Consider the following 23,568-nt stretch of genomic DNA (forward strand, 5'->3'; position numbering starts at 1 on the left):
CTCCCTTGGATTGGAATGAGACCCGGCAATGCAGGATTTGCGAATCGTATTAGTCATCATCGGCGCCTTGGCCATTGCCGCCCTGGTGATCCATGGACTCTGGACCAGCCGCAAGAACCGTCGTATGCCCATCAAGGAAAAACCCTTGGGCAAGATGATGCAGGAACCCAAGCTGGCGCAGGGAACCAAGGACGTGGACGGGTTCGACCAGGATGGGATTGGTAAGGTTCGCGTCATCTCCCGTCGGGGTGAGCCGCTGCCCGAGCTGGATCCTCTGGTGGATGAGACCTTGCCGAGCCTGCATGCCGACGAGCCTGTGGCGCCCATGGTGGCGGCGGAGCCCGTGATCGCCCGGGTGGCCGAGTCTGCTCCCCAGCCCGAGGTCAGTCACCCGAGTCATCACACCGAATGGCGTCAGCCTGCCTATGCCCAATGGCAAGATGTGTACGTCATCAATGTCATGGCCCGCCACGAGCAGTCGATCCCGGGTCTCAAGCTGGCCGAGGTGCTCAAGCTGCTGGGCTTCTGTTATGGCGAGATGTCCATCTATCATCGCCACCTGGAGATGAATGGCCAGGGGGAGGTGCTGTTTAGCCTGATCAACATGGTCAAGCCAGGTACCTTCAATCCGGATGCCATGGCCAACTTCCAGACTCCGGGCATTTCCCTGTTCATGCAGTTGCCGACCAAGGGCCGCGGTCTGGCCCACTTCGAGCTCATGCTGCGGGCGGCGGACAAGCTGGCCAGCGAGCTGGATGGCCTACTGTGCGACGCGCAACGTCAGCCGCTCACCGAAGACAGCCTGAACCGATATCGCGATCAGCTGCGCAGCTACGACGGCCTCTGAGCCGCCTCCCTTGTCCAACTAGGTGCGGCTTGAGGCCGCACTTTTTATTGGTAGAACCAGATGAACGACACTCAAACTCGCATCCAGGCCCTGAGGGCGCAGCTTAGCCGCTGTGAATATGAGTATTACGTGCTGGATGCGCCGACCCTGCCGGATGCGGAGTACGACCGCCTGTTCCGTGAGCTGGCCGCCCTGGAGGCTGCGCATCCCGAATACCAGGATGCCAGCTCGCCCACCCAGCGGGTGGGGGGCAAGCCCACCGACGGTTTTGCCACCGTCAGCCATGCCATTCCCATGCTGTCCCTGGACAACATCTTCGACGACGAGGGGCTGAGTGCCTTTTGTCGGCGGCTTGGCGAGCGGTTGGGAACGCTGACGCCGCTGACCTTTTGCGCCGAGCCTAAGCTCGATGGCCTGGCGGTCAGCCTGCTGTACGAGGCGGGACGCCTGGTGCGGGGGGCGACCCGGGGCGACGGCAGCGCCGGTGAAGACATCACCCTCAACGTGCGCACCATCCGGGCCATTCCCCTGCAGTTGCAAGGCGCGGGCTGGCCTGCGCGCCTAGAGGTACGGGGGGAGGTGTTCATGCCCAAGGCGGGCTTCGAGGCCTGGAATGCCCAGGCCCTGGCCCAGGGAGGCAAGGTGTTTGCCAATCCGCGCAATGCGGCCGCCGGTAGCCTGCGCCAGCTGGATCCGGCCATCACCGCCAGCCGCCCCCTGGCCTTCTACGCCTACGGCATCGGCCTGTGCGAGCCCGATGCGCTGGGAGACTCCCACTACCAGCGTCTGCAGCGGCTCAAGACCTGGGGGCTGCCGGTGTGCGATCTGGTGCGTCTCGTGACGGATGCGGCCGGCTGCCAGGCCTATCATGACGACATACTGGCGGGACGGGATGGCCTGGCCTTCGAGATCGATGGCGTGGTGTTCAAGGTGGACGACTTGGCGCAACAGGCCCAGCTGGGGTTCGTGGCCCGGGCCCCCCGTTGGGCGGTGGCGCACAAGTTCCCGGCCCAGGAGGAGATCACCCAGGTCAAGGAGGTGGAATTCCAGGTGGGGCGCACCGGTGCCATCACCCCTGTGGCCCGACTGGAGCCCGTGTTCGTCGGCGGGGTGACCGTCTCCAACGCCACCCTGCACAATGCCGACGAGATAGCCCGGCTGGGGCTGATGATCGGCGACCGGGTCATCATTCGGCGCGCCGGGGACGTGATCCCCCAGATCGTCTCCGTGGTGCTGGAGCAGCGGGATGCCGCGGCATGTCAGCCGATCGAATTCCCGGCGACCTGCCCCGTGTGTGGCTCCGAGGTGGAACGGTTGCCCGGCGAGGCCGTGACCCGCTGCAGCGGGGGGCTCTATTGTGCCGCCCAACGCAAGGAGGCCCTGCTGCACTTTGTGGCCCGCCGGGCCATGGACATCGAAGGGGTGGGGGAGAAGCTCATCGATCAGCTGGTGGAGCAGGCGTTGGTGAAGAACCCGGCGGATCTGTTCCGACTGACTCACGCGGATTTGCTGGGGCTGGAGCGGATGGGTGATAAGTCCGCCAGCAAGCTGCTGGAAGCCATCGATAAGGCCCGTGTCACCAGCCTGCCGCGCTTCCTGTTTGCCTTGGGTATCCGCGAGGTGGGCGAGGCCACGGCCCTGGGGTTGGCGCAGCATTTCCGGACCCTGGAGGCCATCTCCGCCGCCAGCGTGGAGCAGCTGCTGCAGGTGGCGGACGTGGGGGAGGTGGTGGCCAAACACGTCTATTACTTCTTTCAGCAGCCGCATAATCAGGAGGTGCTGGCGGCCCTGTGTCAGCCGATCGCGTCGGGTGGTGCTGGGATCCATTGGCCGGCCATGCCCGAGCGGGAGGTCGCATCCCAGCCCTTGGCGGGCAAGACTGTGGTGCTCACCGGCAGCCTCAGCCAGATGAGCCGGGATGAGGCCAAGCAGGCGCTGCAGGCGCTGGGGGCCAAGGTGGCGGGCTCGGTGTCCGCCAAGACCAGTGCCGTGGTGGCCGGCGAGGCGGCGGGCGCCAAGTTGGCCAAGGCCCAGGAGTTGGGGATCCCCGTGTTTGACGAGGCGACGCTGCTTGGCTGGCTGGCGGACCCAAGCCGCGTGCCGCTGTAAGCGGAAACAAAAAAAGCGCCATCAGGCGCTTTTTTTATGGGCCGGCGGCAGCACCGGCTGGCTTCCCGCGGCCTTACAGGCTCTGGGTGAAGGTGCGGGTGATGACGTCCCGTTGCTGTTCCGGGGTCAGGGCGTTGAAGCGCACGGCGTAACCGGAGACACGGATGGTCAGCTGGGGATACTTCTCCGGGTTGGCCACGGCATCTTCCAGGGTTTCGCGGCGCAGCACGTTGACGTTCAGGTGTTGACCACCTTCGAGTTGCGGCTCGATCTTCACCGGAATTTCACGGTATTCGATCTGGCCCAGGCTGTTGACGGCAACCACCTGATCTTCGCTGAATTCACCCTTGGCACACAGGCAGCGCGCCTCTTGCTTGGCATCGTCCAGCAGCCAGAAAGAGTTGACCAGTGAATCGTTAGCCGCTTGAGTGATTTGGATACCCTTAACCATGATAGTGCTCCTATGGATTGGAATGGTGGCGCATCCGGTTGCAGCTTGCTTCAGCTGGGTCCATACGCCAGGACGTTGACCGCGGCACCTGGGTGCCATCAATCATGTATTTATGATGCTACATTAGTAAATTTACGAACGTACCGCAAGAGACAATAGCCCTATGACCCCCATGGAATTGGCTAAATTTGTTGATCTAAATCAATAAATCTCCAGTTTCATGATTTCAATCAATTTTGCGGCACAGTTAACAGACTTCAATCTTGTAAGTTTACTACAAAACAAGAGTGTGACCGTCCCCCTTGCCTGGGTAAACCAGGCTGTCTATTCTGTGTGCCATTGTTTTTCTTGATGAATCCTCTGCTATGACCCTTTGGCGCGATGTAATCGGTGTAGAAAAGACCCAGCCCTATTTTCAGGAGACCCTGGAGTATGTGCGGCGGGAGCGGGAACAGGGCAAGGTGATCTACCCGCCGGCGGCGGATGTGTTTAACGCCTTCAAGTTCACCGAGTTCGATCGGGTCAAGGTGGTGATCCTGGGACAGGACCCTTACCACGGTCCCAACCAGGCCCATGGCCTCTGCTTTTCCGTGCTGCCTGGCGTGCCGGCGCCCCCCTCCCTGGTGAATATCTACAAGGAGCTGGCGCGGGATCTGCCGGATTTCCAGGTGCCCAACCATGGCTATTTGGCCAGCTGGGCCCAGCAAGGGGTCCTGTTGCTCAATACGGTGCTGACGGTGGAGGCGGGCAAGGCTCACTCCCATGCCGCCCTGGGCTGGGAGACCTTCACCGATCGGGTGATCGCCGCCCTGGACGCCCAGCGCAGTGGCATCGTCTTCTTGCTGTGGGGCGCCCATGCCCAGAAGAAGGGGCGCATCATAGACCGGCAGCGCCACCATGTGCTGACGGCCCCCCACCCCAGTCCGCTCTCCGCCCACCGCGGCTTCATCGGCTGTGGCCATTTCACCCAGGCCAATGCCCTGCTGACGGCCCAGGGATTGAGTCCCATCGATTGGCATCTGCCGGGGCAGGTGGCCCCCTTGCCGGCTTCGTGACTCAGGTTGCGCTTTTCTGCGTGTGGGGCACTGCCCGCGGCGAACGGCGCTATACTGGCGGGGTGATTTAGAACCAACTTGAGGAGCCCCCATGCTGGATGGTTTGCACCAAGAACATGTCAATATGGCGCGCCTGCTAGATGTGTTACGGGAGAAGCTGTTCGCCATTCGTAGTGAAAAGCCGGTGCGCTACCACCTGCTGCGTGACGTGCTGAGCTACCTGAGCGAAGTGTCTGACCGACAGCACCATCCCAAGGAAGATGTCATTTACGACTACTACCTCAAGTACCGCTGCCAGGATCCCGAGATGACCACCCAGTTGCTGGATGAGCACCAACAGCTGGTGACGGCGGGGGCCGAGTTGCGGGAGTTGGTGGAGATGATACTGATGGATGCGGTGATCCCGCTGGATCAGATGGCCGCCAAGCTGGAACAGTTCATCGTGCTGCAGCAGCGGCACCTGGACTACGAGGAAAAAGAGGTCTTTCCCCTGCTGCGTCAGGCCCTCACCGAAGACGACTGGCGGCACATAGAGCAGAGCTGGCACAATTCCGGCGCCGAAGACCCCCTGTTCGGCCATCAGGTGGCCGAGCGCTATCGGGATCTGTTCGAACGGCTGCAGCATAACCACGACTAAGCCCCTGTTGCCGGCGCATTCGGCAGCAAGAAAAAGCGGAGCCAGAGGCTCCGCTTTTTAATTGCTTAGAAATCGAGGTCTCCTGCCAGAACATCGAACCCCATGTCGATCTCCTGGAGCTCCTTCTTCAGTCGGAACTTCTCCTTGAGGGTTTCAATTTCCCGCCAACGTCGCTTGCCCGCCGGGGCGCTGCGACCGCGTGACTCGCTATCAACAACTACGCTTTCTTCAACATCCAGATCGAACCTTTCCATGGCTCCTCCTTTACAGCTGGGTAGTTATCGAGATGGGATATAACACACTCCTGGGCAGAATAAAATCGCTATAAGACAGCCTCGTGACACTCTTGGAAAAGAAATGTGACGGCCTCGATCAGGTCGGTTTTTCCATCAGGTACGGTTGCAACAACTGCTCCAGGCGCACCTGATCCTCGGCGAACAGCCGGATGCCGTCGGCCAGTTTTTCGGTGGCCATGGCATCCTGATTGAGCTGCCAGCGAAACGCCGCCTCGCCCAGGGGCTCGGGCCGCGGTAGCTCACGATACAGGGGCTGCAGGCGGCGGGTCAGGGGTTGCTCCAGGTCGGCCAGCTCATCCAGCAGAGCCGGGCTGATGGTCAGGCGATCGCAGCCGGCCAGGGCCAGGATCTGCCCGACGCTGCGGAAGCTGGCGCCCATCACTATGGTGGGGTAGCCGTAGGACTTGAAGTAGTCGTAGATGCGGCGCACCGACAGCACGCCGGGATCCTGCTCCGGGGGATAGTCGGCTTGGGGCTGGTGCTGTTTGTACCAGTCGAGGATGCGGCCGACGAAGGGAGAGATGAGATAGGCGCCGGCTTCGGCGGCGGCCCGGGCCTGGGCGAAGCTGAACAGCAGGGTGAGGTTGCACTGGATGCCGTCCCGCTCCAATACCTCGGCGGCACGGATCCCCTCCCAGGTGGCGGCCAGCTTGATCAGCACCCGTTCCTGGTCGATGCCGGCGGCCTGATACAGGGCGATGAGCCGGCGGGCCCGGGCCACGCTGGCCTGGCTGTCGAAGGAGAGGCGGGCGTCCACCTCGGTGGAGACGCGGCCGGGGATCTGGCCCAGTATCTCGCTGCCCACCAGCACGGCCAGCTGATCGCAGGCCAGGGCTAGGGTCTCAGCGTCATCCTCGGCGGCCTGCTGGCGGGCCCAGGTCACCGCCTGTTGCAGCAGGGGAGCACAGCGCGGGCTCTGGGCTGCCTTGAGCAGCAGGGAGGGGTTGGTGGTGGCGTCCTGGGGCTTGAGGCGGGTGATGGCATCCACCTCGCCGGTGTCGGCCACCAGGGTGGTCATCTGTTGTAATTGCGTCAATACGCTTTGCATGGATAGCGATCCTTAGGGCTGGGCTTCCTTGAAGGCCTCAGTTAACGAATCTTTGACAGATAAAGCAAATCGATCCCACCAATTGGTGGGGGCAAGCGATTTTATCGCCGGTCAGACGGCTTTGCCCGGCGGTCGGCAGACGGGAGACGGCCCGCTGTGATAGAGTCGCGTCCCTCATTTGCCGCCGGGCTAGACCGCGGCGAACCTAGCGTTAGAGGACGTCAGTCAGATGGATAACATCATCAACTTCATCAACGACCTGATGTGGGGCACAGTGCTGGTGTACCTGCTTATCGGGGTCGGTCTCATGTTCACCATTCGCCTGGGCTTCATCCAGTTCCGGCACTTTGGCCACATGTTCACCGTGCTGCGCCATAGTCGGGTGGCGGACAAGTCCGGCATCTCCTCTTTCCAGGCCTTGTGCACGGGTCTGGCGGCCCGGGTGGGCACCGGCAACCTGGCTGGGGTGGCGGTGGCCATCTATCTGGGGGGGCCGGGAGCCGTCTTCTGGATGTGGGTGATTGCCTGTATAGGCATGGCGACGGCCTTTGTGGAGAGCACCCTGGCCCAGCTGTACAAGGTGAAGGATGACAAGGGGACCTATCGGGGCGGGCCGGCCTATTACATGGAGCGGGGCCTGGGGGCCCGCTGGATGGGGGTCATGTTCTCCATCTTCCTGATCCTGGCCTTTGGCTTGGTGTTCAATGCGGTGCAGGCCAACTCCATCAGCGCCGCCATGACCGAGGCCTTCGCCGTGCCGGCTTGGGTCACCGGGCTGGTGCTGGTGCTGCTCACCGCCCTCATCATCTTCGGCGGCATCCGGGCCATCGCCCGTTTCTCCGAGCTGGTGGTGCCCTTCATGGCCCTGGCCTATATCCTGATGGCCCTGGTGGTGGTGCTGATGCACCTGGAGGCCCTGCCCGGGGTGTTCATGCTGGTGATCAAGTCCGCCATGGGGCTGGAGCAGGCCGGCTCAGGTGCCGTGGGCTATGCCATCTCCCAGGCCATGATGCAGGGCATCAAGCGCGGTCTCTTCTCCAACGAGGCGGGCATGGGCTCGGCCCCCAATGCGGCGGCCACCGCCAGCCCCTATCCGCCGCACCCGGCCTCCCAGGGGTATGTGCAGATGCTGGGGGTCTTCCTGGATACCATTGTGATCTGTACCGCCACCGCCGCCATAGTGCTGCTGTCGGATCAGCTGCAGCCCGGCTCCGGACTGACCGGCATCACCCTGACCCAGAAGGCGCTCGCCAGCCACATCGGCAGCGCGGGGGACTATTTCATCGCCATCTCGCTGTTCTTCTTCGCCTTCACCTCCATAGTGGCCAACTACGCCTACGCCGAGAACAACCTCATCTTCCTGGAGCACAACCACCTGGCGGGCATGGTGATCTTCCGCCTGTTCGTGCTGGGCATGGTGATGTTTGGTGCCGTGGGCGAGCTGCCGCTGGTGTGGGCCATGGCGGACATGTCCATGGCGCTGATGGCGGTGACCAACCTGGTGGCCATGTTGCTGCTCTCCGGGGTGGCCATCACCCTGGCCAAGGACTACAACGCCCAGCGTGACAGCGGGCGGTTGCCGGTATTTGATGTGAACAAATATCCGGAGCTGAAGCAGCAGATCGAACCCGGCATCTGGGACGGTCGACATCCTGATTAAGTGACAGCGATGATTTATTTGGGAGGCCTAGGGCCTCCCTTCTTATTTCATTTGCCCGTCAATCGCATCGTTTATTTTGATTTCGCGTCATCATTTCTTCATCCATTAAATATCGCTCACCTCATTACCAAAATTGATAATGTAAATAAAAATACATTATTAAACAATCAGATAGGAAATTGTTTTTCATGTTCAATTCTTGTTGAATTTAACTTGCCCATTTGGTCAAAAACTGGCGGTTTGATTCGAGGTTGATGAGCGGGTATCATAAATAATAATTATCACTTGAGGAGGCGAACACCATTTCATTTCCGTTGGCTTGACGGAAAGAATAAAAACCAGAGGAGAACAGCAATATGGATATTTTTGGCAAATCGATTTCGGCGGCCATTTTCGATATGGATGGCACCATGCTGGATACCGAGCGATTGCGCTTAACCATGCTCAAGCAGGCCTCCACCGAGCTGCATGGGCAGAGCATGAGCGACGAGCTATTAATGGACTCTTTGGGGCTCAGCGCCCAGCGGGCCGAGGCCCTGGCCAAGGCGTGTTACGGGGCGGCCTATCCCTATGCCCAGATCCGTGAACGGGCCGATGCGCTGGAGCTGGACTATGTGCGCCAGCAGGGCGTGCCGGTGAAGAATGCATTGATAGACGTGCTTGAGCGGCTCAAGAAGAACGGCATCCTGCTGGCGGTGGCCACCTCCAGCCGGCGGGCCATCGCCCTGGAGTACCTGCAACAGGCCAACCTCAGCAAGTATTTCGATGTGGTGGTCTGTGGTGACGAGGTCTGCCAAGGCAAGCCGGATCCGGAGATCTTTCTCACCGCCGCCGAGCGCCTGACCTGCCCGCCGGAGCAGTGCCTGATGTTCGAGGACTCGCAAAATGGCCTGCGGGCCGCCCTCGCCGCCGGGGGCCAGGCGGTCTACGTCAAGGACATCAAGGATCCCGAACTGCGCTACCGGCAGCAGGCCTTGTTTGCCTGTCAGGATCTGGACGCGTTTCTCAGGGCGCTGATCCCGCTGACGCGCCGTTACCCCATGCCCAGGATCAACGAACGCTTTCCCCAGAGCCACAATCAGCTGAGTGTCGGCATTCATGGTTTTGGCGCCATAGGCGGCGGTTATCTCAGCCAGGTGCTTGCCAACTGGGACGGCTACACCCGCCCGGCACGCATCATAGGCGTCACAGGTAACGCCTTGCTGCGCAACCTGGTCAATGCCTTCGGCCAGTTCACCGTCAACTACGAGCGGCTGGCCTTCGAGCAGACCATCAAGAATGTGGAACTCATCGACGCGGCGGACGAGACGGCGGTGATCGCCATGTACCGCAGCTGTCCCCTGGTGGCACTGTGCCTGCCTGAGCCGGCGATCCGTCAGCAGGCTGACCTGCTGGCCCGGGCCCTGCTTTCCCGCCAGGCGGTGGCGGCCGGTCCCCTGACCCTGCTCATCGTGCTCAACAAGGTGCGCGCCGGCCAGTACGTGCGGCAGCAGATCCTGGAGGCGTTGCTGCGGCGGGTCGGTCAGGCCGAGGCGATGGCGGTGCTGGCGGGGGTTCATTTCTGCGAGACTGTGGTCAACCGCATGGTCTCCCGTCTGCCCAAGCGGGCCCTGCTGACACAAATACAGAGCGGATTGACGCGGCTTGATGGCATCCCCGCGTTGGATCTGACGGCCCTGGCCGGCCAACCGGCGACCGAGGCCAAGCCGCTGAGCCTGCAGGCCATCGCCGGGCTGTTGGGGGATCTGTCCAGCATCCAGCAGCGGCTGGCCCGCCTCAACCTGGTGCTGTTCAACAGCGAGCCCGACATGGCCCTGTATGTGAGTGATCAGAGTCCGCTGCTGGCCCGGTTGCGCCAGGTGAAGGTGGTGGAGGACATCGCCGGCCTGCAGATGATCAAGAACCGCCTGTCCAACGGTACCCATGCCATCCTGGCCTGGTTTGGCGGCCTGCTGGGCCATCAGACCATAGGGCAGGCCATGGGGGATGAGCGGGTGCAGCGCCTGGTGGATCGTCTGATGCGTGAGGAGATACAGCCGCTGCTGCTGGCCCGCTGGCCCCAGCATGCCGACTACATGGCGGACTTCATCCCCGCCTTCGTGCAGCGCTGTCGCCTCTCCTTCAAGGATCCCTGTGACCGGGTGGGCCGGGATCCCATCCGCAAGCTGCAGCACGGGGAGCGGGTGTTGGGCACATTGACCCTGGCCCAGGAGCAGGGGCTGGCCAGCCCCATGCTGGAGCTGGGGCTGGCTGCGGGCCTGTTGTGGGCATTGGAGGCGGTGGCGCCGGCCGACGAGGAGGGGCGCCAGCTGCGTCAGTGGTATGCCGAGGAGGGCAGTCTGGAACGGCTGCTGACCCATGACTGGCGGCTGGCCGGCAAGCCGGTGCGGTTTGTCGGGCCGGGGCAGGAAGCGTTGCTGGACCGGCTGACGGCCCTGCTGGCCGAGTACGAGCAGCAGCCGGAGCAGTTCTTCGCCCGGCCCCTGGTGGCGGCGCAGCAAGCGGCCAAGCCGGCGCGGGTCAAGGTGGCCCGCCGGCAGGTGACGACGCAGCAGACGCGGGCGGCGCTCATCCCTTAACTGGCAGGCGGCGCCTCAGCCCTGGGGCACCGCCAGCCAGGATTCGAGGATCAGCTGGGCGGAGAGGGCGTCCACCTTGCCCTTCTGCAGGGCGCGGTAGCCGCCGGCTTCAAACAGCCGGGCTTTGGCGTCCGTGGTGGTGAGGCGCTCATCCTGCAGGGCGATGGGCAGGTTGAAGCGGCCATGCAACCGGTTGGCGAACTTGCGGGCCCGCTGGGTCAGGGGCTGCTCTGTGCCGTCCATGTTCAGGGGCAGGCCGATGACCAGCAGATCCGGCTGCCACTCCTGGATGAGCTTGCCGATGTCGTCCCAGTTGGGGATGCCGTCGTTGGCCTTGCAGGCGCCCAGGGGGCGGGCGGAGCCGGTGATCTCCTGGCCCACCGCCAGGCCTATGCTCTTGGTGCCGAAGTCGAAGCCCAGCAGGGTACGCTGGCCAACCGGCTTCATGCGTGACCTGCCTGTTGCGGCATCTGCCAGATGTTGATGCCCAAGGTGGCGGTGGCGGCCTGCCACAGATCCACCATGGGGGTGTCGAACAGCAGATCCAGGCTGGCGGGCACCGTCAGCCAGCTGTTCTCCAGCAGCTCCTGCTCCAGCTGACCGGCCTCCCAGCCGGCGTACCCCAGGGTCACCAGGTACTGCTCCGGCGCCGCATCCGTCCCCAGGTTGGTGAGGATGTCCAGGGAGGTGGTGATCATCAGGTCGTCGGAGAGGGTCCGGGACGAGTGGTAGCCCGCCTGGGGGGTGTGCAGCACGAAGCCCCGGTCGTTGTGCACAGGTCCGCCGGCCAGCACCGGCACCTCTTTGAGGTGCTCGCCCGGCTCGGGCAGCTTCATCTGCACCAGCAGATCGTACAGATTCAGCTCCAGGGGGACGTTGAGGGTCAGCCCCATGGCGCCCTCCTCGTTGTGCTCGCACAGGTAGACCACGGAGCGCTCGAAGAAGGGATCCTCGAGGCTGGGCATGGCGATGAGTAGGTGATTCTGCAAATAGCTCATGAAGGGCATTGTGTCCTTATGCGGGGTCCGGCGTCCAGGCCTGGCTCAGGCGGCGTTCGATGGCATCCATCAGCTGGCCGGCGATATTCACCGGGTAGACGGCCTCGATCTCGCGGATGCAGGTGGGGCTGGTGACGTTGATCTCGGTGAGGCGGTCGCCAATGATGTCCAGGCCGACAAACAGCAGTCCCTTGGCCTTGAGCACCGGGGCCACCGCCCGGGCGATGGCCCAGTCGGCCTCGCTCAAGGGGCGCGGCTCGCCACGGCCACCGGCCGCCAGGTTGCCCCGGGTCTCACCGCTGGCGGGGATGCGCGCCAGGCAGTAGGGCACCGGCTCGCCGTCGATGACCAGCACCCGCTTGTCGCCATCCTTGATGGCCGGCAGGTAGGTCTGGGCCATGCAGTAACGCTGGCCGTGTTCGGTCAGGGTCTCGATGATCACCCCCACGTTGGGATCGTCGGCCTTGATGCGGAAGATGGAGGCGCCGCCCATGCCGTCCAGGGGTTTCAGGATCACATCCTGATGCTGGCGGTGGAAGGCACGCAGCCGCTGGGCGTTGCGGGTCACTAGCGTGGTGGGGGTGTATTCGGCGAACCAGGCGGTAAACAGCTTCTCGTTGGCATCCCGCAGGCTCTGGGGCTTGTTCACCACCAGCACGCCGGCCTCTTCCGCCCGCTCCAGTATGTAGGTGGCGTAGATGTATTCGGTATCAAACGGCGGATCCTTGCGCATCAGCAGGGTATCCAGCATGGCCAGGGGGGCGTCTTCCGGGTCACCCAGGGTGAACCAGCCGTTTGGATCCTCTTTGACCGTCAGGCGGCGCAGGCTGGCCCGGGCCTCCCCATCCTCCAGATAGAGATCCCCCATCTCCATGTAATAGAGCTCGTAGCCCCGCAGCTGGGCCTCCAGCAGCATGGCAAAGCTGGTGTCCTTCTTGATCTTGATGCCCGCGATGGGGTCCATGACGATGCCGAGTTTGATGGTCATTGGGTTTCCTTATGCCAGATCGCCGAAGCGACATTGAAGGGCTGTGATGGCGGTGAGGGCCGCGGTCTCGGTGCGCAGCACCCGGGGGCCCAGCAGCACATCCACGAAGCCGGCGGCGCCGGCCTGCTGGATCTCCTCATCCGACAGGCCGCCTTCGGGACCGATGAGCAGGCGCACCCCCTGGGTGGGCACCGGCAGGGTCTTGATGCTGTAGGCGGCCCTGGGGTGCAGGTTGAGTCTGAGTTCCTCGCCCGGTTCGGCCAGCCAGCCGCCCAGGGCCTGCACCGGCCGGATCTCCGGCACCCGGTTGCGGCCGGACTGTTCGCAGGCGGCGATGGCGATCTTCTGCCACTGCTCCACCTTCTTGTCGAACCGCTCGCCGTTTAAGCGCACGCCGCAGCGCTCGGAGATGAGGGGGGTGATGATCTGCACCCCCAGCTCCACCGACTTTTGGATGGTGAACTCCATCTTCTCGCCGCGGCTCACCACCTGGCCCAGGTGCAGCACCAGGGGCGACTCGCATTCATGGGCATCGAACGCCTCGACGGTGACCTCCACCTGGCGCTTGCTCACCGCGCTGATGGTGGCACTGTACTGGCCGCCTTGGCCGTTGAACAGCACCAGGGCCTGGCCCGGCTGCATGCGCAGCACCCGGCCGACGTGGTTGGCGCCGTCCTCCGACAGGGCCAGCTGCTGGCCTGGAATGAGGGGCGTGGGCTCAAAAATTCTGGGCACTCGCATCAGGGACATTGCTCCGAGATAAAGGGGTTGGCCTGGCCTTGCAGCTTGGCGATGCGCCGGTTGCGCTGGCATTCCCAGGCGTCTGCCGGGTACTGCTGGTTCCAAGCGTTGAACAGTTTCAGCTGTTGCTGGGCGATGCGCAAGTTGTAGCGTTGGGCCATGTACAGATAGGCCCGGGCGATGGCGCCGCGGCTCGCCGCCGGCGGCTGCACCCGGCGCTGGGCAAAGTCCACCACCATGGGGCAGGCGCCATACTGGTTGGCCACACCGTTCCACTGCTGATAGCGGTAGTTGGCCCTGTCGCCGTTCACCTCGCCGATGGCCGGCACCAGGTTGTGCAGATCCCCCTCCATCTGGCGAAAGGTCGCATCGGCCTTGGCACAGTTCTTCCGCCCGCCTTGCTGCCAGCACTGCAGCTGGTGGCCAAACTCCCAGGCCGGCATGATGTGCTCCCACTCGATGCGCGCCGCCCGCTTGGCCTGCTTGCGGGGGGCGTAGCCGCAACTGGCCCAGTCCGGCAGCATGCGCTTGCCCTGGTAACGGATGGCACAGCCGCAATAGAAGGTCACCGGATGGTCGCGATACAGGCTGACCCCCTGACGCTTGGCCTGATTGAAATCCTGGGCATAAAGATTGAACGACAAACAGCAGGAGAGAAGACACCCCAGCAACACACTACGCAAGGCCATGACTGCACACTATGGTCGGTAAGCACAACAACAGGTGGGCTAGGATAACATCCGTGACTCAGAAGAAAAGGGCGGGGCAGGGCTTGCCTGCGCCGGGCGGACAGGTAGACTCGGCCTGGTCAAACCCACGGCAAGGCCACACAAGGGACACACAATGGAGCTGAACAAGGTAATCGGACTGGGGGTGGCGGGCAACTTTGCCGGCCATCTGGAGCAGGCGGGCGAGGCCAAGGATTTCGCCCAGGTGAAGGTGGCGGATGCCACGGCTCCCAAGGCCATCTTCCCCTTCTATGTGCCGGCAGAGACCGCGGGCTTCCTGGCGGTGTTTCCCCTCTCCTCCTGCCGCATTCAGACCACCGACAGCGGCGACAATCTGCAGATCGAGCCCGAGGTGGCCATACTGTGCGATCTCACCTATCGCGACGGTCTGGTGACCGCGCTGCAGCCGGTGGCCTTTGCCGCCTACAACGACTGCTCTATCCGCAAGCCCAACGCCCGCAAGATCAGCGAGAAGAAAAACTGGGGCCCGGACAGCAAGGGCGTCGGACCCCTGTTGCCGCTGGACAGCCTGCTGCCCGGTGGCGTGCTGGATGGTTACCGCATCGCCAGCTTCCTGCGTCGGGACGGTGAGCTGCACCCCTACGGTCAGGACAGCGCCGTGGTGGAGTACAGCTACTTTCATGAACGCCTGGTGAACTGGCTCATCGACAAGCTGAACCACCAGCAGGATGAGGGGCCCGCCGAGCACATCGCCGGGTTGCTAGCCCAGGCGGGCCACCCCCGTCAGGCGCTCATCAGCATAGGCGCCACCCGCTACACGCCATTTGGCGAGCGCCACTACCTGCAGCCCGGTGACGAGTCCCTGGTGGTGGTCTATCCGGCGGCCGACTTTACCCCCGCGGCGGTGCAGGCCGCCCTGGCCCAGGGGGATCTCAACGCTCCCGGTGTCTCCTTGCTGCGTCAGCAGGTGGTCTGAGCGGGCCACGGCACAGCGTACCAAGACAAAGGCCAGGCGATTTGCCTGGCCTTTTGTTTGGCGGTCCCTAGCTGGCGCTGGGCTCGGGGGGATCGTGCTCCGGCGCGGCGCTCAGCAGATCCAGCTGCTCGTCCTGGCTCAGCACCAGGTAGCGCTCGTACTGGCGCAGCACGTCGGCGCTGATCTCGTCCCGGGTCAGGTACTGGATGTCGTAGCCGGCCCGCCCATCGGCAAAGAAGGTCATGGGCTCGTAGATCAACTCCGCCTGATCGTTGCTGTGGGCCGCCTCCAGCGGGTTGAAGGCCGGGGTAGGCCGCGCCTCGATGCGGATGCCGTAGCAGAAGTCCCGCCGGCCTTCCTGAGGCACCAGCAGGCGGCATTGATGCTCGTCGATCTGCTCCACCTGGCTGTCCATCCCCCGGGCCATCAGTTCGGCACAGATGGCCTGCAGCGCCGGCAGGGCGTTTTGCTGCATGAAGCGGCGGGCATCCTCTTCGTTGGCGTGATGCAGCAGGTGATCCAGCCGGTTACGCCACTGCTTGCCACTCCAGAAGTCCGTGGCCGGCGACAGGCGCCGGGCGGAGTGTTCCTTGTCGGCGACCAGCCCTCGCCACAGCCCCAGGCAGAGCAGCAGCATGATGAAGGCAAAGGGCAGGGCGGCGATGAGCGTCATGGACTGCAGGGCCGCCAAACCGCCGGTGGACATCAGGATGCCGGCGGTGGCCCCCAGCAGCAGGGCCCAGAACAGCCGCTGCCACACCGGGGAGTTCTCCTTGCCCTGGGTGGCGATGTTGTCGATGACAAAGGCGCCGGAGTCCGCCGAGGTGACGAAGAAGACGCTGATGAGGATCACCGCCAGGGCCGAGGTGATGTCGGAACCCGGCAGCAGATCGAAGAAGTTGAACAGCAGGGCGTCCACGTTGCTCACCGAGTCGGCCAGGGCCTGCTGACCACCGTGCTGGCTCAGCCAGATGGCAGTGTTGCCGAACACCGTCATCCACAACAGGTTGAAGGCGGTGGGCACGAACAGCACCCCCAGCACGAACTCCCGCAGGGTGCGGCCCCGGGAGATGCGGGCGATAAACAGGCCGACAAATGGCGACCAGGAGATCCACCATGCCCAGTACAGCAGGGTCCAGTTACCGAACCAGCCCGCCTGGCTGGTCTCGCTGTAGGTGAAGGTGCGGAAGGTCAGCTGGGGCAGCGACGAGACATAGTTGCCTATGTTCTCCGACAGGGCGCCGAGGATGTGCTGGGTCGGGCCGAAGCTCAGCACGAACAGCAGCAGTATGATGGCCAGCCCCAGGTTCAGCTCGGACAGACGTTTGACCCCCTTGTCCAGGCCGGTGACCGCCGACAGGGCGGCCAGGGCGATCACGGCGCCGATGAGGCCGAAGCGAAACAGATCCCCCGAGGTGTCCAGGCCGGTGAGTCGGGTGATGCCGGCGGAGAGCTGCAGCACGCCGTAGCCCAAGGTGGTGGCGATACCAAAGATGGTGCCCACCAGGGCGAACACGTCCACCGCGTGGCCGAGGGGGCCGTGGATCTTCTCCTTGAAGATGGGGTAGAGGCCGGAGCGGATGGTCAGGGGCAGGTTATAGCGAAAGCCGAAGTAGGCCAGCACCAGGCCGACGATGGCGTAGACGGCCCAGGCGTGAAAGCCCCAGTGGAAGAAGGTGGTAACCATGGCCTCCCGCGCCGCCGCCGGGGTCAGGGCCTCGGCCTGGGGCGGGGAGACGAAGTGGGTCATGGGTTCCCCTACGCCAAAATACATCAGGCCGATACCCATGCCGGCGGCAAACAGCATGGCCAGCCAGGAGGTGAAGCTGAACTCGGGGCGGGCATCGTCCGGGCCCAGGCGGATGTTGCCGTAGTCGCTAAAGGCCAGCACCAGCAGGATGATGAGGAACAGGCCCACCACCAGCACATAGAACCAGCTGAAGTGGGCGGCGATCCAGCTTTGGCCGCTGCCGAAGAAGCGGGCGGCGGCATCCGGTGCCAGGGCGCAGATGGCCAGCAGCAGGCCGATAAACAGCAGGCCGGGGATCAATATGGGCAGGGACAGGGTACAGCGCGGTGTACGGGGCTCGGGGGTCGTCATGACGGGTTCCTCAGCAAGACGGGAGGCTTGACCCCGCCTGCGCGAACCGAGAGCAAAATAGGTGGGGTTACAGAAGCCTAGCGGATCCCTGATCTAGCTTCAATTGGAATCAGAGGCATCGGCAGTCCCGTCAGCCTGTAGCCGGCTCCGCGGGCTCCAGGGGGGCACCGCAGTAGCGGCAAAGATAGCGGGCCTGGCCCCGTTGCAGCTTGTTGTGGCGGCGCAGGCTCAGGCTGTGTACTCGGCAGGCGCAGCGGTAGGCAAACTGGGGGCCGGCCAGGGCGGTGACGTCCAGGTTGTGGGTGACACGAGGGGCCAGTCCGAAGGTGTCCTGCATCAGGCGCTGCCATTGGACCCCATGGGGCCGGGTGCGGCCATGGCGGGCAAACACCAGCAGGTGGGCCAGCTCGTGGGGCAGTACCTCGTCGAGAAACACCTGGGGATGGGCGGCCAGCAGCACGGGGTTCAGGCGAATGGCCCACTGGCTCAACCGGGCGGTGCCGGCCGCCTTGCCACGCTGATTGAAGCTCAGTTGCGGTAGCGGACGTCCCGCCGGCCACTGGCCGGCTGACACCAGGCGGGCCATCCAGTCCGCCAGCCGTTGCCGACAGGCCTGTTGCAGTTCGGCACTGGGGCCATGGTTGCTGGCGGTGTGCGTGGTCAACACGGCGGGCGCCGCCCGGGGTGGCGGCGGGGGGATTGTCATGGCATCTCCTTGGCTGGGGGCATGATGCCTGGGGGCGCTGGCGAGGACAAGATGAGTGCCGTGATTTCTGGCTGGGTGTTCCGTGATTGGGCTTGAGCCGGGGGAAGCGCGTGGCATCATGGGCGACCAAGCTGTCATAGGCAGCCATCCCTCGGAGGACACATGGACTTTATCCCTGCCACGCCCGCCCATTATGCCGGCATTGCCGCCTTGATCCCGGATGCTCAGGCCTTGTATCTGGTGCATCCAGCTGGCCACTTTCCCTGGGATGCCGAGCAGCTGGACCGGTTGGCCCGGGAGCGTTCTCATCTAACCGTCGGTTTGATCGATGGCCGGGTGCAGGCGTTTGCCAACCTCTATCAGCTGGTGCCGGAACGCTCTGCCTTCCTGGGCAATGTAGTGGTGGCGCAGGGGCGCCGAGGCCAGGGGTTGGGAGAGGCGTTGGTGCGGCATATGCTCGGGGTGTGTGATGGGCTGGGTGTCCAGCCGCACCTGTCGGTGTTTGCCAGCAACAGCCGGGCACTCCTGCTGTACCGCAAGCTGGGATTTATGCCCTATGAAGTGGAGGCAAGGCTCGATCTGCAGGGGCAGCGGCAGGCCCTGCTTCATCTGCGGCGGCCCGGGTGGCAGCAGGCGCCGGCCTGAGTCCCAGGCCGTGGGGAGCGGCGTTTTGCCTGCGAGCAGGCAAACCCCAGCCGAGTGCTAGGGTCGGTGCCGGTCGGTCTGAACTTATTTGGTGGCGGCTTTTGCCGTCGGCGTGTTGTGCGCCATGGCGAGACTGGCTTCGATCATCTCCTCGGGAATGAGGTTGAGGGCATCGAACCTGTCCACACAAAAATAGGTGCATTCGCCATTGCTGGAATGGATGGCGTGGACTTCACCGTAAATCGTTTTGGTGCCAATTGAGATCTGTCGTTCCATGTCGTTATTTCCCCACTGTGTCGCGTCGGACCCCTTGCGCCAGTGCCGTTATCTGGCGGTCCTTCTCGTATTATTCGGCGATCTGCTTGCTATCTTGCACCCTTGAGCCAGCCAGCGGTGCATTAAGGCGCCTATCCTAGGGGGCTTTGCCGGGCAAATCCTTCGGGTAGCTCACAGTTGGGAATGTGTCAAATGTAAAGGTGAGCAGCCTCTGTCGGTCACAATCCGCCGGCGGTCGCGTCGTGGGGGGAAGGAAGGTGGCGTGGGCGTCAAGCAACAGGGCGCCGTGGCGCCCTGCGTTGTTTATCGACTCAAGCTCAGACCTTGAACTGGCTGACCCGGCCGGCCAGCTGGCGTGCCAGGGCGTCGATGGCCTGGCCGCTCTGGTTGACCGACACCGACACGGCGTGGGCCTGCTGGGTCAGCTCGTCCAGCTCGGTGACGTTCTGGTTGATCTCGTTCATCACCAGGCTCTGTTGCTCGGTGGCGGAGGCGATCTGGAAGTTCATGTCCTGCACTCCGGCCACCAGGCCCTGGATGGCGGCGAAGGAGGCCCGCATCTGCTCGGCCATGTCCACCGAGGCCTGCATCTGGCCGTGGCCGTTGTCCATGGCCGCCACGGCGCTGGCCACCTGCTGCTTGAGGGTGCCGATCATGCTCTGGATGTCGGTGGTGGCGTGCTGGGTGCGGCCCGCCAGGGTGCGCACCTCGTCGGCCACCACGGCGAAGCCGCGGCCCTGTTCGCCGGCCCGGGCGGCCTCGATGGCGGCGTTGAGGGCCAGCAGGTTGGTCTGATCGGCGATGGCGCGGATCACGTCCAGCACAGAGGTGATGCGTTCGGACTCGGCGGCCAGTTGGGTGATGATCTCGCCGGCATTTTGCACGCTGCCCGAGAGCTGCTGGCTTAGCCGGATGTTCTGCTCCAGCAGGGCCATGCCCTCATCGGCGGCCGTCTGCGCCTCCTGGCTCTGGCCGGAGGTCTTCTGGGCGTGTTGGGAGATGTCCTGCACCGCGTGGCTGATCTCCGTGATGGCGGTGACCAGGGAGGCCAACCGCTCGTGCTGGTTGTTGCTGATCGCCTCGGCCTGCTGGACTATGTGACCCATGTCCAGGGTGTTGTGCTCCAGCACGCCCACGTCGCCGATGACGTCCTTGATCAGGCGTTGCAGCTGTTCCAGCAGGCGGTTGACGCTCTGGGAGAGCTGGCCCAACTCGTCCTGACTCAGCAGGGGCAGTCGGCTCACCAGATCGCCGCCGCCCATGCTGATGTCGTCGATCTTGCCCCGTACCGCATGGACGCCGCCGACGATGAGCTTGGGCAGCAGGTAGCTGAGGCTAACGCCGATCACCAGGCTGAGCAGGGCGATGATCCAGGTGGTGGTCTTGCGGGCCTGGCTCACCGCCCGGGTGTCTGCGTGCATCTGCTGGGCCAACTGGTCGGCCAGCTCGCCGGCCAGGTTGTACTGCTCCCGCAGGGTGCTGAAGGCCTCATCGGCACTCTCGTGTACCGCACGGGCCTGGGGGAGATCCCCTGCCTGTAATAGTGTGAACACCTTGGCCGACGGGGTGTGCCAGGCATCAAACTTGGTGTCAAAGCCGGCCAGGCGGCTGCTGACCTCGGGGTAGTCGGTCATCAGCGCCAGGAAGTGGCGCATGCGATCGCCGGCCTGCTGCACGTTTTCGTCAAAGTCGGCCTGTGTCTGGGCGAGTTTTCCCTCATTACCCGGCAGCAGGGCCTCCTGTTCGGCCTGCAACGCCTGATAGAGATCCCGGTCGCCGTTAAGCACCTCTGTCTGGGCCGGCAGCAGGTGGGCGGCGATGCGTTCGCTGTGATCGCTTAAGGTGGTGAGGGCGTTGTAGTTGAGCAGGCTGCTGATAAGCAGCAGCAAGGTGAGCAGTATGAGGCCGGCGCTGATCTTGACGCGCAGCCCACTCCATTGTGCTTTCATTGGTGAATCCATCCGTTGTTGTGAGGTCAGCGCTGTCGATGGTGCCTGGGGCGTCAGACCGGCAGCTCACTGCGCTGAAATAGCCGAGATAATTAGCTCGTCTACCTTATGAAAACCTTAACACCGATGGGGAGATTGACTGGTCGGAGCATCCGGGCCCCATGATCGGGCCCGGGGTGGGGATGTGAGGTTGGGTCGTTACAGGGTCCGGCCGTTGCTGGCGATCACCTGCTTATACCAGTCGAAGGAGAGCTTGCGGGAACGCTGGCCCGTGCCGCTGCCGTCATCGTGCATATCCACGTAGATAAAGCCGTAGCGCTTCTTGTATTCGCCGGTGGTGAAGGAGACCAGATCGATGCAGCCCCAGGGGGTGTAGCCCATCAGATCCACCCCATCCAGGGTGACCGCCTTCACCATCTCCTGGATATGGGCCCGTAGGTAGTCGATGCGGTAGTCATCGTGTACCCGGCCGTCCTCGGCCGGCTGATCCAGGGCGCCGAAGCCGTTCTCCACGATAAATAGCGGCACTTGGTAGCGCTCATACAGGCTGGCCAGCACGTAGCGCAGCCCCACCGGATCTATGCTCCAGCCCCAGTCGCTGCTGCGGATATGGGGGTTGGCCACCGAGTAGGGGGAGCTGCCGTCCTGGCTGCTGGCGATGGACTTGGCCTCGCCGGCCTGCACCGTGCTGGACATGTAATAGCTGAAGCCGATGTAGTCCACCTTGCCGGCGGCCAGGATGGCGGCATCTTCCGGCGCCATCTCGATGTGATAGCCCCGGCGCTCCCAGTCCCGCAGGGCATAGCTGGGGTAGGCGCCGCGCACCATCACATCGGAGAAGAAGTAGCGGTCCCGCATGGCTTGCTGGGCCAGCATGACGTCGTCCGGGTGGCAGGAGTAGGGGTAGAAGGGGGTGAAGGCGCACATGCAGCCCACCTGGAGATCCGGGTTGAGCGCGTGGGCGAAGCTGACCACCTGGGCGCTGGCGACAAACTGGTGGTGCACCGCCTGGTACATGGCCTGGCGGGCATCGGCCTGCTGGCTGAAGCGCACCCCGGAGCACATCCAGCCGAACAGATCCGAGTCGGTGTTCATCTGGTTGTTGATCTCGTTAAAGGTCATCCAGTAGCGCACCTTGTGCTGGTAGCGGCGGATCACCACCTGGGCGAAGCGCACGAAGTGGTCGATCACCTCACGCTTGAGCCAGCCTTCGCCGGTCTGGGCCAGGTGGTAGGGCATCTCGAAGTGGCTGAGGGTGATGACCGGCTGGATGCCGTATTTCAGCAGCTCGTCAAACAGATCATCGTAGAACTGCAGCCCGGCCTCGTTGGGTTCGGCCTCGTCACCCCGGGGGAAGATGCGGGTCCAGGCGATGCTGGTGCGAAAACACTTGAAGCCCATCTCCGCCAGCAGGGCCACGTCTTCCTTGTAGTGATGGTAAAAGTCGATGGCTTGATGGTTGGGGTAGTACTCCCCCGGCTGCACGCCGTCGGTGATGCGGCGCAGGGTGCCGTGGGCGCCACCGGTCAGCACATCGGCGACGCTCGGCCCCTTACCCGCCTGATCCCAGCCCCCTTCGAGCTGATGGGCGGCCACGGCGCCCCCCCACAAAAATGTCTCTGGCAACGCTGCTGACATGGCCCGGTTCTCCTGTTGGTTACTGGTTGCATGCACGCCCATGATGACGTGGTCTGCCGGCATGATGGCGATCTGCAGAAGGAAATGCAACCGGTTGCGTAAAGACCTGTGCGCCGGAACTGCTCGGCCGCCACGCTACCAGTCCTCCACCACCTCGATGGCCGCACCCTGGCGCTGGGCCTGGCGCAGGTACAGAAGGATGGCCTGCATAGCGTAGCGCACCTTGGCCGGCAAGGCCTCGCGGCTGCTGGTGACGGCGTAGAGGTTGACCGCCGGCAGCTGCCACTGGGGCAGCACCCGCACCAGGCTGCCGGCGGCCAGTTCGCTCTGGATGTCCAGCTCGAAACGGTGGAACAGCCCCAGGCCCTGGCGGTTCATCATGGCCAGGGCCTGGGACTCGTTGCCCAGGATGCGGCCGGGTAGCGCGATTTCCCGCCGTTCGCCGCTGCTGACGTGGGTGAAGGGAAAGACATGGGGGTTCTGCCGGCTGGTGAGGATCAGCATCTGGTGGCGCAGCAGATCCTCGGGCTCGGCGGGGGTGCCCATGCGGGCCAGGTAGGCGGGGGTGGCACACAGCACGTAGCGCAAGGAGCCCAGGCGGCGGGCTATCTGGTTGGAGTCCTCCGCTTCCCCCAGCCGCAGGGCCAGATCCAGCCGGTCGGCAATGAGATCGACGGGCTCGTTGGTGGAGAGCAGCCGCAGTCCCAGCTGGGGGTAGTCGTGCAGCAGGGGGGCCAGGGCGCGGCCCAGGTGGTAGGCGGCGAACATGATGGTGCTGGCGATGCGCAGCTCGCCGCTGGGAGCATCCTGCTGGGCCGCCAGCATCTGCTCGGCGGCCCGGGCCGAGTGCAGCATCTCCCGGCAGTGCTCGTAGACCCCTTCGCCCACGGCGGTGAGGCTCAGCTGGCGGGTGGAGCGGTGCAGCAACACCACCCCGGTCTCCTGCTCCAGCTGGCGGATCTGCTGGCTCACCGCCGAGGGGGTCATCTCCAGGACCCGGGCGGCGGCTGTCATGGAGCCGGACTCCACCACCTGGGCGAACACCGCCAAACGCTTCAGATGTTCCATTATGAAGCCTCACTTAATACTTCATGCAGAAATTGCCGTCTATTCTAAACACTTTTAAATGATTATCGTAAAAAAAGGCCGATTGTCGGCTTCGATTTCCCTGTTTGAGCC

General features: G+C 63.7%; 22 protein-coding genes. 8 read left to right on the plus strand and 14 right to left on the minus strand.

The genetic code is table 11. From position 1 onward, the window contains the following. Positions 1-28 precede the first annotated feature (28 nt). Together zipA and ligA are read left to right on the plus strand one after the other, a co-directional pair. Positions 29-847, plus strand: a complete 819-nt coding sequence (gene zipA, locus ABHF91_RS05015; protein WP_409422370.1) for a cell division protein ZipA — start codon at positions 29-31, stop codon at positions 845-847. A 60-nt stretch (positions 848-907) separates the two neighbouring features. Further along, a complete protein-coding gene (ligA, locus tag ABHF91_RS05020; RefSeq protein ID WP_409422371.1) occupies positions 908-2,956 on the plus strand; it encodes an NAD-dependent DNA ligase LigA in 2,049 nt (682 codons plus the stop codon). Positions 2,957-3,029: 73 nt separating this feature from the next. Here the strand turns inward: ligA and grcA are convergent, their stop codons facing one another. Beyond that, entirely contained in the window at positions 3,030-3,407 is a 378-nt protein-coding gene (gene grcA, locus ABHF91_RS05025) for an autonomous glycyl radical cofactor GrcA (protein ID WP_409422372.1), read from the minus strand. Between the two features lie 365 nt (positions 3,408-3,772). On the opposite strand from grcA, the gene ung reads away from it, so the two are divergent. Then, a complete protein-coding gene (gene ung / locus ABHF91_RS05030; RefSeq protein WP_409422373.1) occupies positions 3,773-4,462 on the plus strand; it encodes a uracil-DNA glycosylase in 690 nt (229 codons plus the stop codon). A 91-nt stretch (positions 4,463-4,553) separates the two neighbouring features. Then, positions 4,554-5,099: a hemerythrin domain-containing protein gene (locus ABHF91_RS05035; protein ID WP_409422374.1), complete on the plus strand. Its 546-nt coding sequence runs from the start codon at positions 4,554-4,556 to the stop codon at positions 5,097-5,099. Positions 5,100-5,164: 65 nt separating this feature from the next. On the opposite strand, the gene ABHF91_RS05040 is transcribed toward ABHF91_RS05035, so the two are convergent. Together ABHF91_RS05040 and tal are read right to left on the minus strand one after the other, a co-directional pair. Further along, complete coding sequence (locus ABHF91_RS05040) at positions 5,165-5,353, minus strand: DUF3545 family protein (RefSeq protein ID WP_409422375.1); 189 nt, start codon at positions 5,351-5,353, stop codon at positions 5,165-5,167. 118 nt (positions 5,354-5,471) lie between these two features. After that, positions 5,472-6,443, minus strand: coding sequence for a transaldolase (gene tal, locus ABHF91_RS05045; RefSeq protein ID WP_409422376.1), 972 nt, complete (start codon positions 6,441-6,443; stop codon positions 5,472-5,474). Positions 6,444-6,672: 229 nt separating this feature from the next. Here tal and ABHF91_RS05050 point away from each other — a divergent pair, with 229 nt between their 5' ends. After that, the gene (locus ABHF91_RS05050; RefSeq protein ID WP_409422377.1) at positions 6,673-8,103 is read left to right on the plus strand and encodes an alanine/glycine:cation symporter family protein; all 1,431 of its coding nucleotides are present in this window, start codon (positions 6,673-6,675) and stop codon (positions 8,101-8,103) included. 356 nt (positions 8,104-8,459) lie between these two features. Next, a complete protein-coding gene (gene mtlD, locus ABHF91_RS05055; protein ID WP_409422378.1) occupies positions 8,460-10,682 on the plus strand; it encodes a bifunctional mannitol-1-phosphate dehydrogenase/phosphatase in 2,223 nt (740 codons plus the stop codon). Positions 10,683-10,697: 15 nt separating this feature from the next. On the opposite strand, the gene ruvX is transcribed toward mtlD, so the two are convergent. From ruvX to ABHF91_RS05080, 5 genes are read right to left on the minus strand one after another with little or no spacing between them, the layout of a single operon-like run. Next, positions 10,698-11,129, minus strand: a complete 432-nt coding sequence (gene ruvX / locus ABHF91_RS05060) for a Holliday junction resolvase RuvX (RefSeq protein ID WP_409422379.1) — start codon at positions 11,127-11,129, stop codon at positions 10,698-10,700. Then, positions 11,126-11,680 (minus strand): YqgE/AlgH family protein, encoded by a 555-nt coding sequence (locus ABHF91_RS05065; RefSeq protein WP_409422380.1) that lies wholly within the window; start codon positions 11,678-11,680, stop codon positions 11,126-11,128. The genes ruvX and ABHF91_RS05065 overlap by 4 nt, the downstream gene beginning before the upstream one ends. A gap of 16 nt (positions 11,681-11,696) precedes the next feature. Beyond that, positions 11,697-12,668: a glutathione synthase gene (gene gshB, locus ABHF91_RS05070; RefSeq protein ID WP_409422381.1), complete on the minus strand. Its 972-nt coding sequence runs from the start codon at positions 12,666-12,668 to the stop codon at positions 11,697-11,699. Positions 12,669-12,677: 9 nt separating this feature from the next. Further along, a complete protein-coding gene (gene rsmE / locus ABHF91_RS05075) occupies positions 12,678-13,409 on the minus strand; it encodes a 16S rRNA (uracil(1498)-N(3))-methyltransferase (protein ID WP_409422382.1) in 732 nt (243 codons plus the stop codon). Next, on the minus strand, positions 13,409-14,098 hold the full coding sequence (locus tag ABHF91_RS05080; protein WP_409422383.1) for an endonuclease: 690 nt from the start codon (positions 14,096-14,098) through the stop codon (positions 13,409-13,411). Before ABHF91_RS05080 ends, rsmE begins: the two co-directional genes overlap by 1 nt. A gap of 154 nt (positions 14,099-14,252) precedes the next feature. Here ABHF91_RS05080 and ABHF91_RS05085 point away from each other — a divergent pair, with 154 nt between their 5' ends. Continuing rightward, complete coding sequence (locus tag ABHF91_RS05085) at positions 14,253-15,074, plus strand: DUF5718 family protein (RefSeq protein ID WP_409422384.1); 822 nt, start codon at positions 14,253-14,255, stop codon at positions 15,072-15,074. 67 nt (positions 15,075-15,141) lie between these two features. On the opposite strand, the gene ABHF91_RS05090 is transcribed toward ABHF91_RS05085, so the two are convergent. Together ABHF91_RS05090 and ABHF91_RS05095 are read right to left on the minus strand one after the other, a co-directional pair. Continuing rightward, the gene (locus ABHF91_RS05090; protein ID WP_409422385.1) at positions 15,142-17,175 is read right to left on the minus strand and encodes a BCCT family transporter; all 2,034 of its coding nucleotides are present in this window, start codon (positions 17,173-17,175) and stop codon (positions 15,142-15,144) included. Between the two features lie 130 nt (positions 17,176-17,305). Further along, the gene (locus ABHF91_RS05095) at positions 17,306-17,881 is read right to left on the minus strand and encodes a SprT family zinc-dependent metalloprotease (RefSeq protein ID WP_409422386.1); all 576 of its coding nucleotides are present in this window, start codon (positions 17,879-17,881) and stop codon (positions 17,306-17,308) included. A 162-nt stretch (positions 17,882-18,043) separates the two neighbouring features. Here ABHF91_RS05095 and ABHF91_RS05100 point away from each other — a divergent pair, with 162 nt between their 5' ends. Beyond that, a complete protein-coding gene (locus ABHF91_RS05100) occupies positions 18,044-18,526 on the plus strand; it encodes a GNAT family N-acetyltransferase (protein ID WP_409422387.1) in 483 nt (160 codons plus the stop codon). An 84-nt stretch (positions 18,527-18,610) separates the two neighbouring features. Here ABHF91_RS05100 and ABHF91_RS05105 read toward each other — a convergent pair whose 3' ends face one another. From ABHF91_RS05105 to ABHF91_RS05120, 4 genes are all read right to left on the minus strand, one after another. After that, on the minus strand, positions 18,611-18,802 hold the full coding sequence (locus ABHF91_RS05105) for a hypothetical protein (protein ID WP_409422388.1): 192 nt from the start codon (positions 18,800-18,802) through the stop codon (positions 18,611-18,613). 317 nt (positions 18,803-19,119) lie between these two features. Beyond that, positions 19,120-20,751 carry a methyl-accepting chemotaxis protein gene (locus tag ABHF91_RS05110; RefSeq protein ID WP_409422389.1) on the minus strand — a complete coding sequence of 544 codons (1,632 nt, stop codon included), beginning with the start codon at positions 20,749-20,751 and terminating at the stop codon, positions 19,120-19,122. A gap of 198 nt (positions 20,752-20,949) precedes the next feature. Next, on the minus strand, positions 20,950-22,389 hold the full coding sequence (locus ABHF91_RS05115) for a 6-phospho-beta-glucosidase (RefSeq protein WP_409422390.1): 1,440 nt from the start codon (positions 22,387-22,389) through the stop codon (positions 20,950-20,952). A gap of 135 nt (positions 22,390-22,524) precedes the next feature. Then, positions 22,525-23,457 carry a LysR family transcriptional regulator gene (locus tag ABHF91_RS05120; protein WP_409422391.1) on the minus strand — a complete coding sequence of 311 codons (933 nt, stop codon included), beginning with the start codon at positions 23,455-23,457 and terminating at the stop codon, positions 22,525-22,527. Positions 23,458-23,568 lie beyond the last annotated feature (111 nt).

This window comes from Pseudaeromonas aegiceratis, assembly GCF_046254905.1.
Classification (GTDB): Bacteria; Pseudomonadota; Gammaproteobacteria; order Enterobacterales; family Aeromonadaceae; genus Pseudaeromonas; species Pseudaeromonas aegiceratis.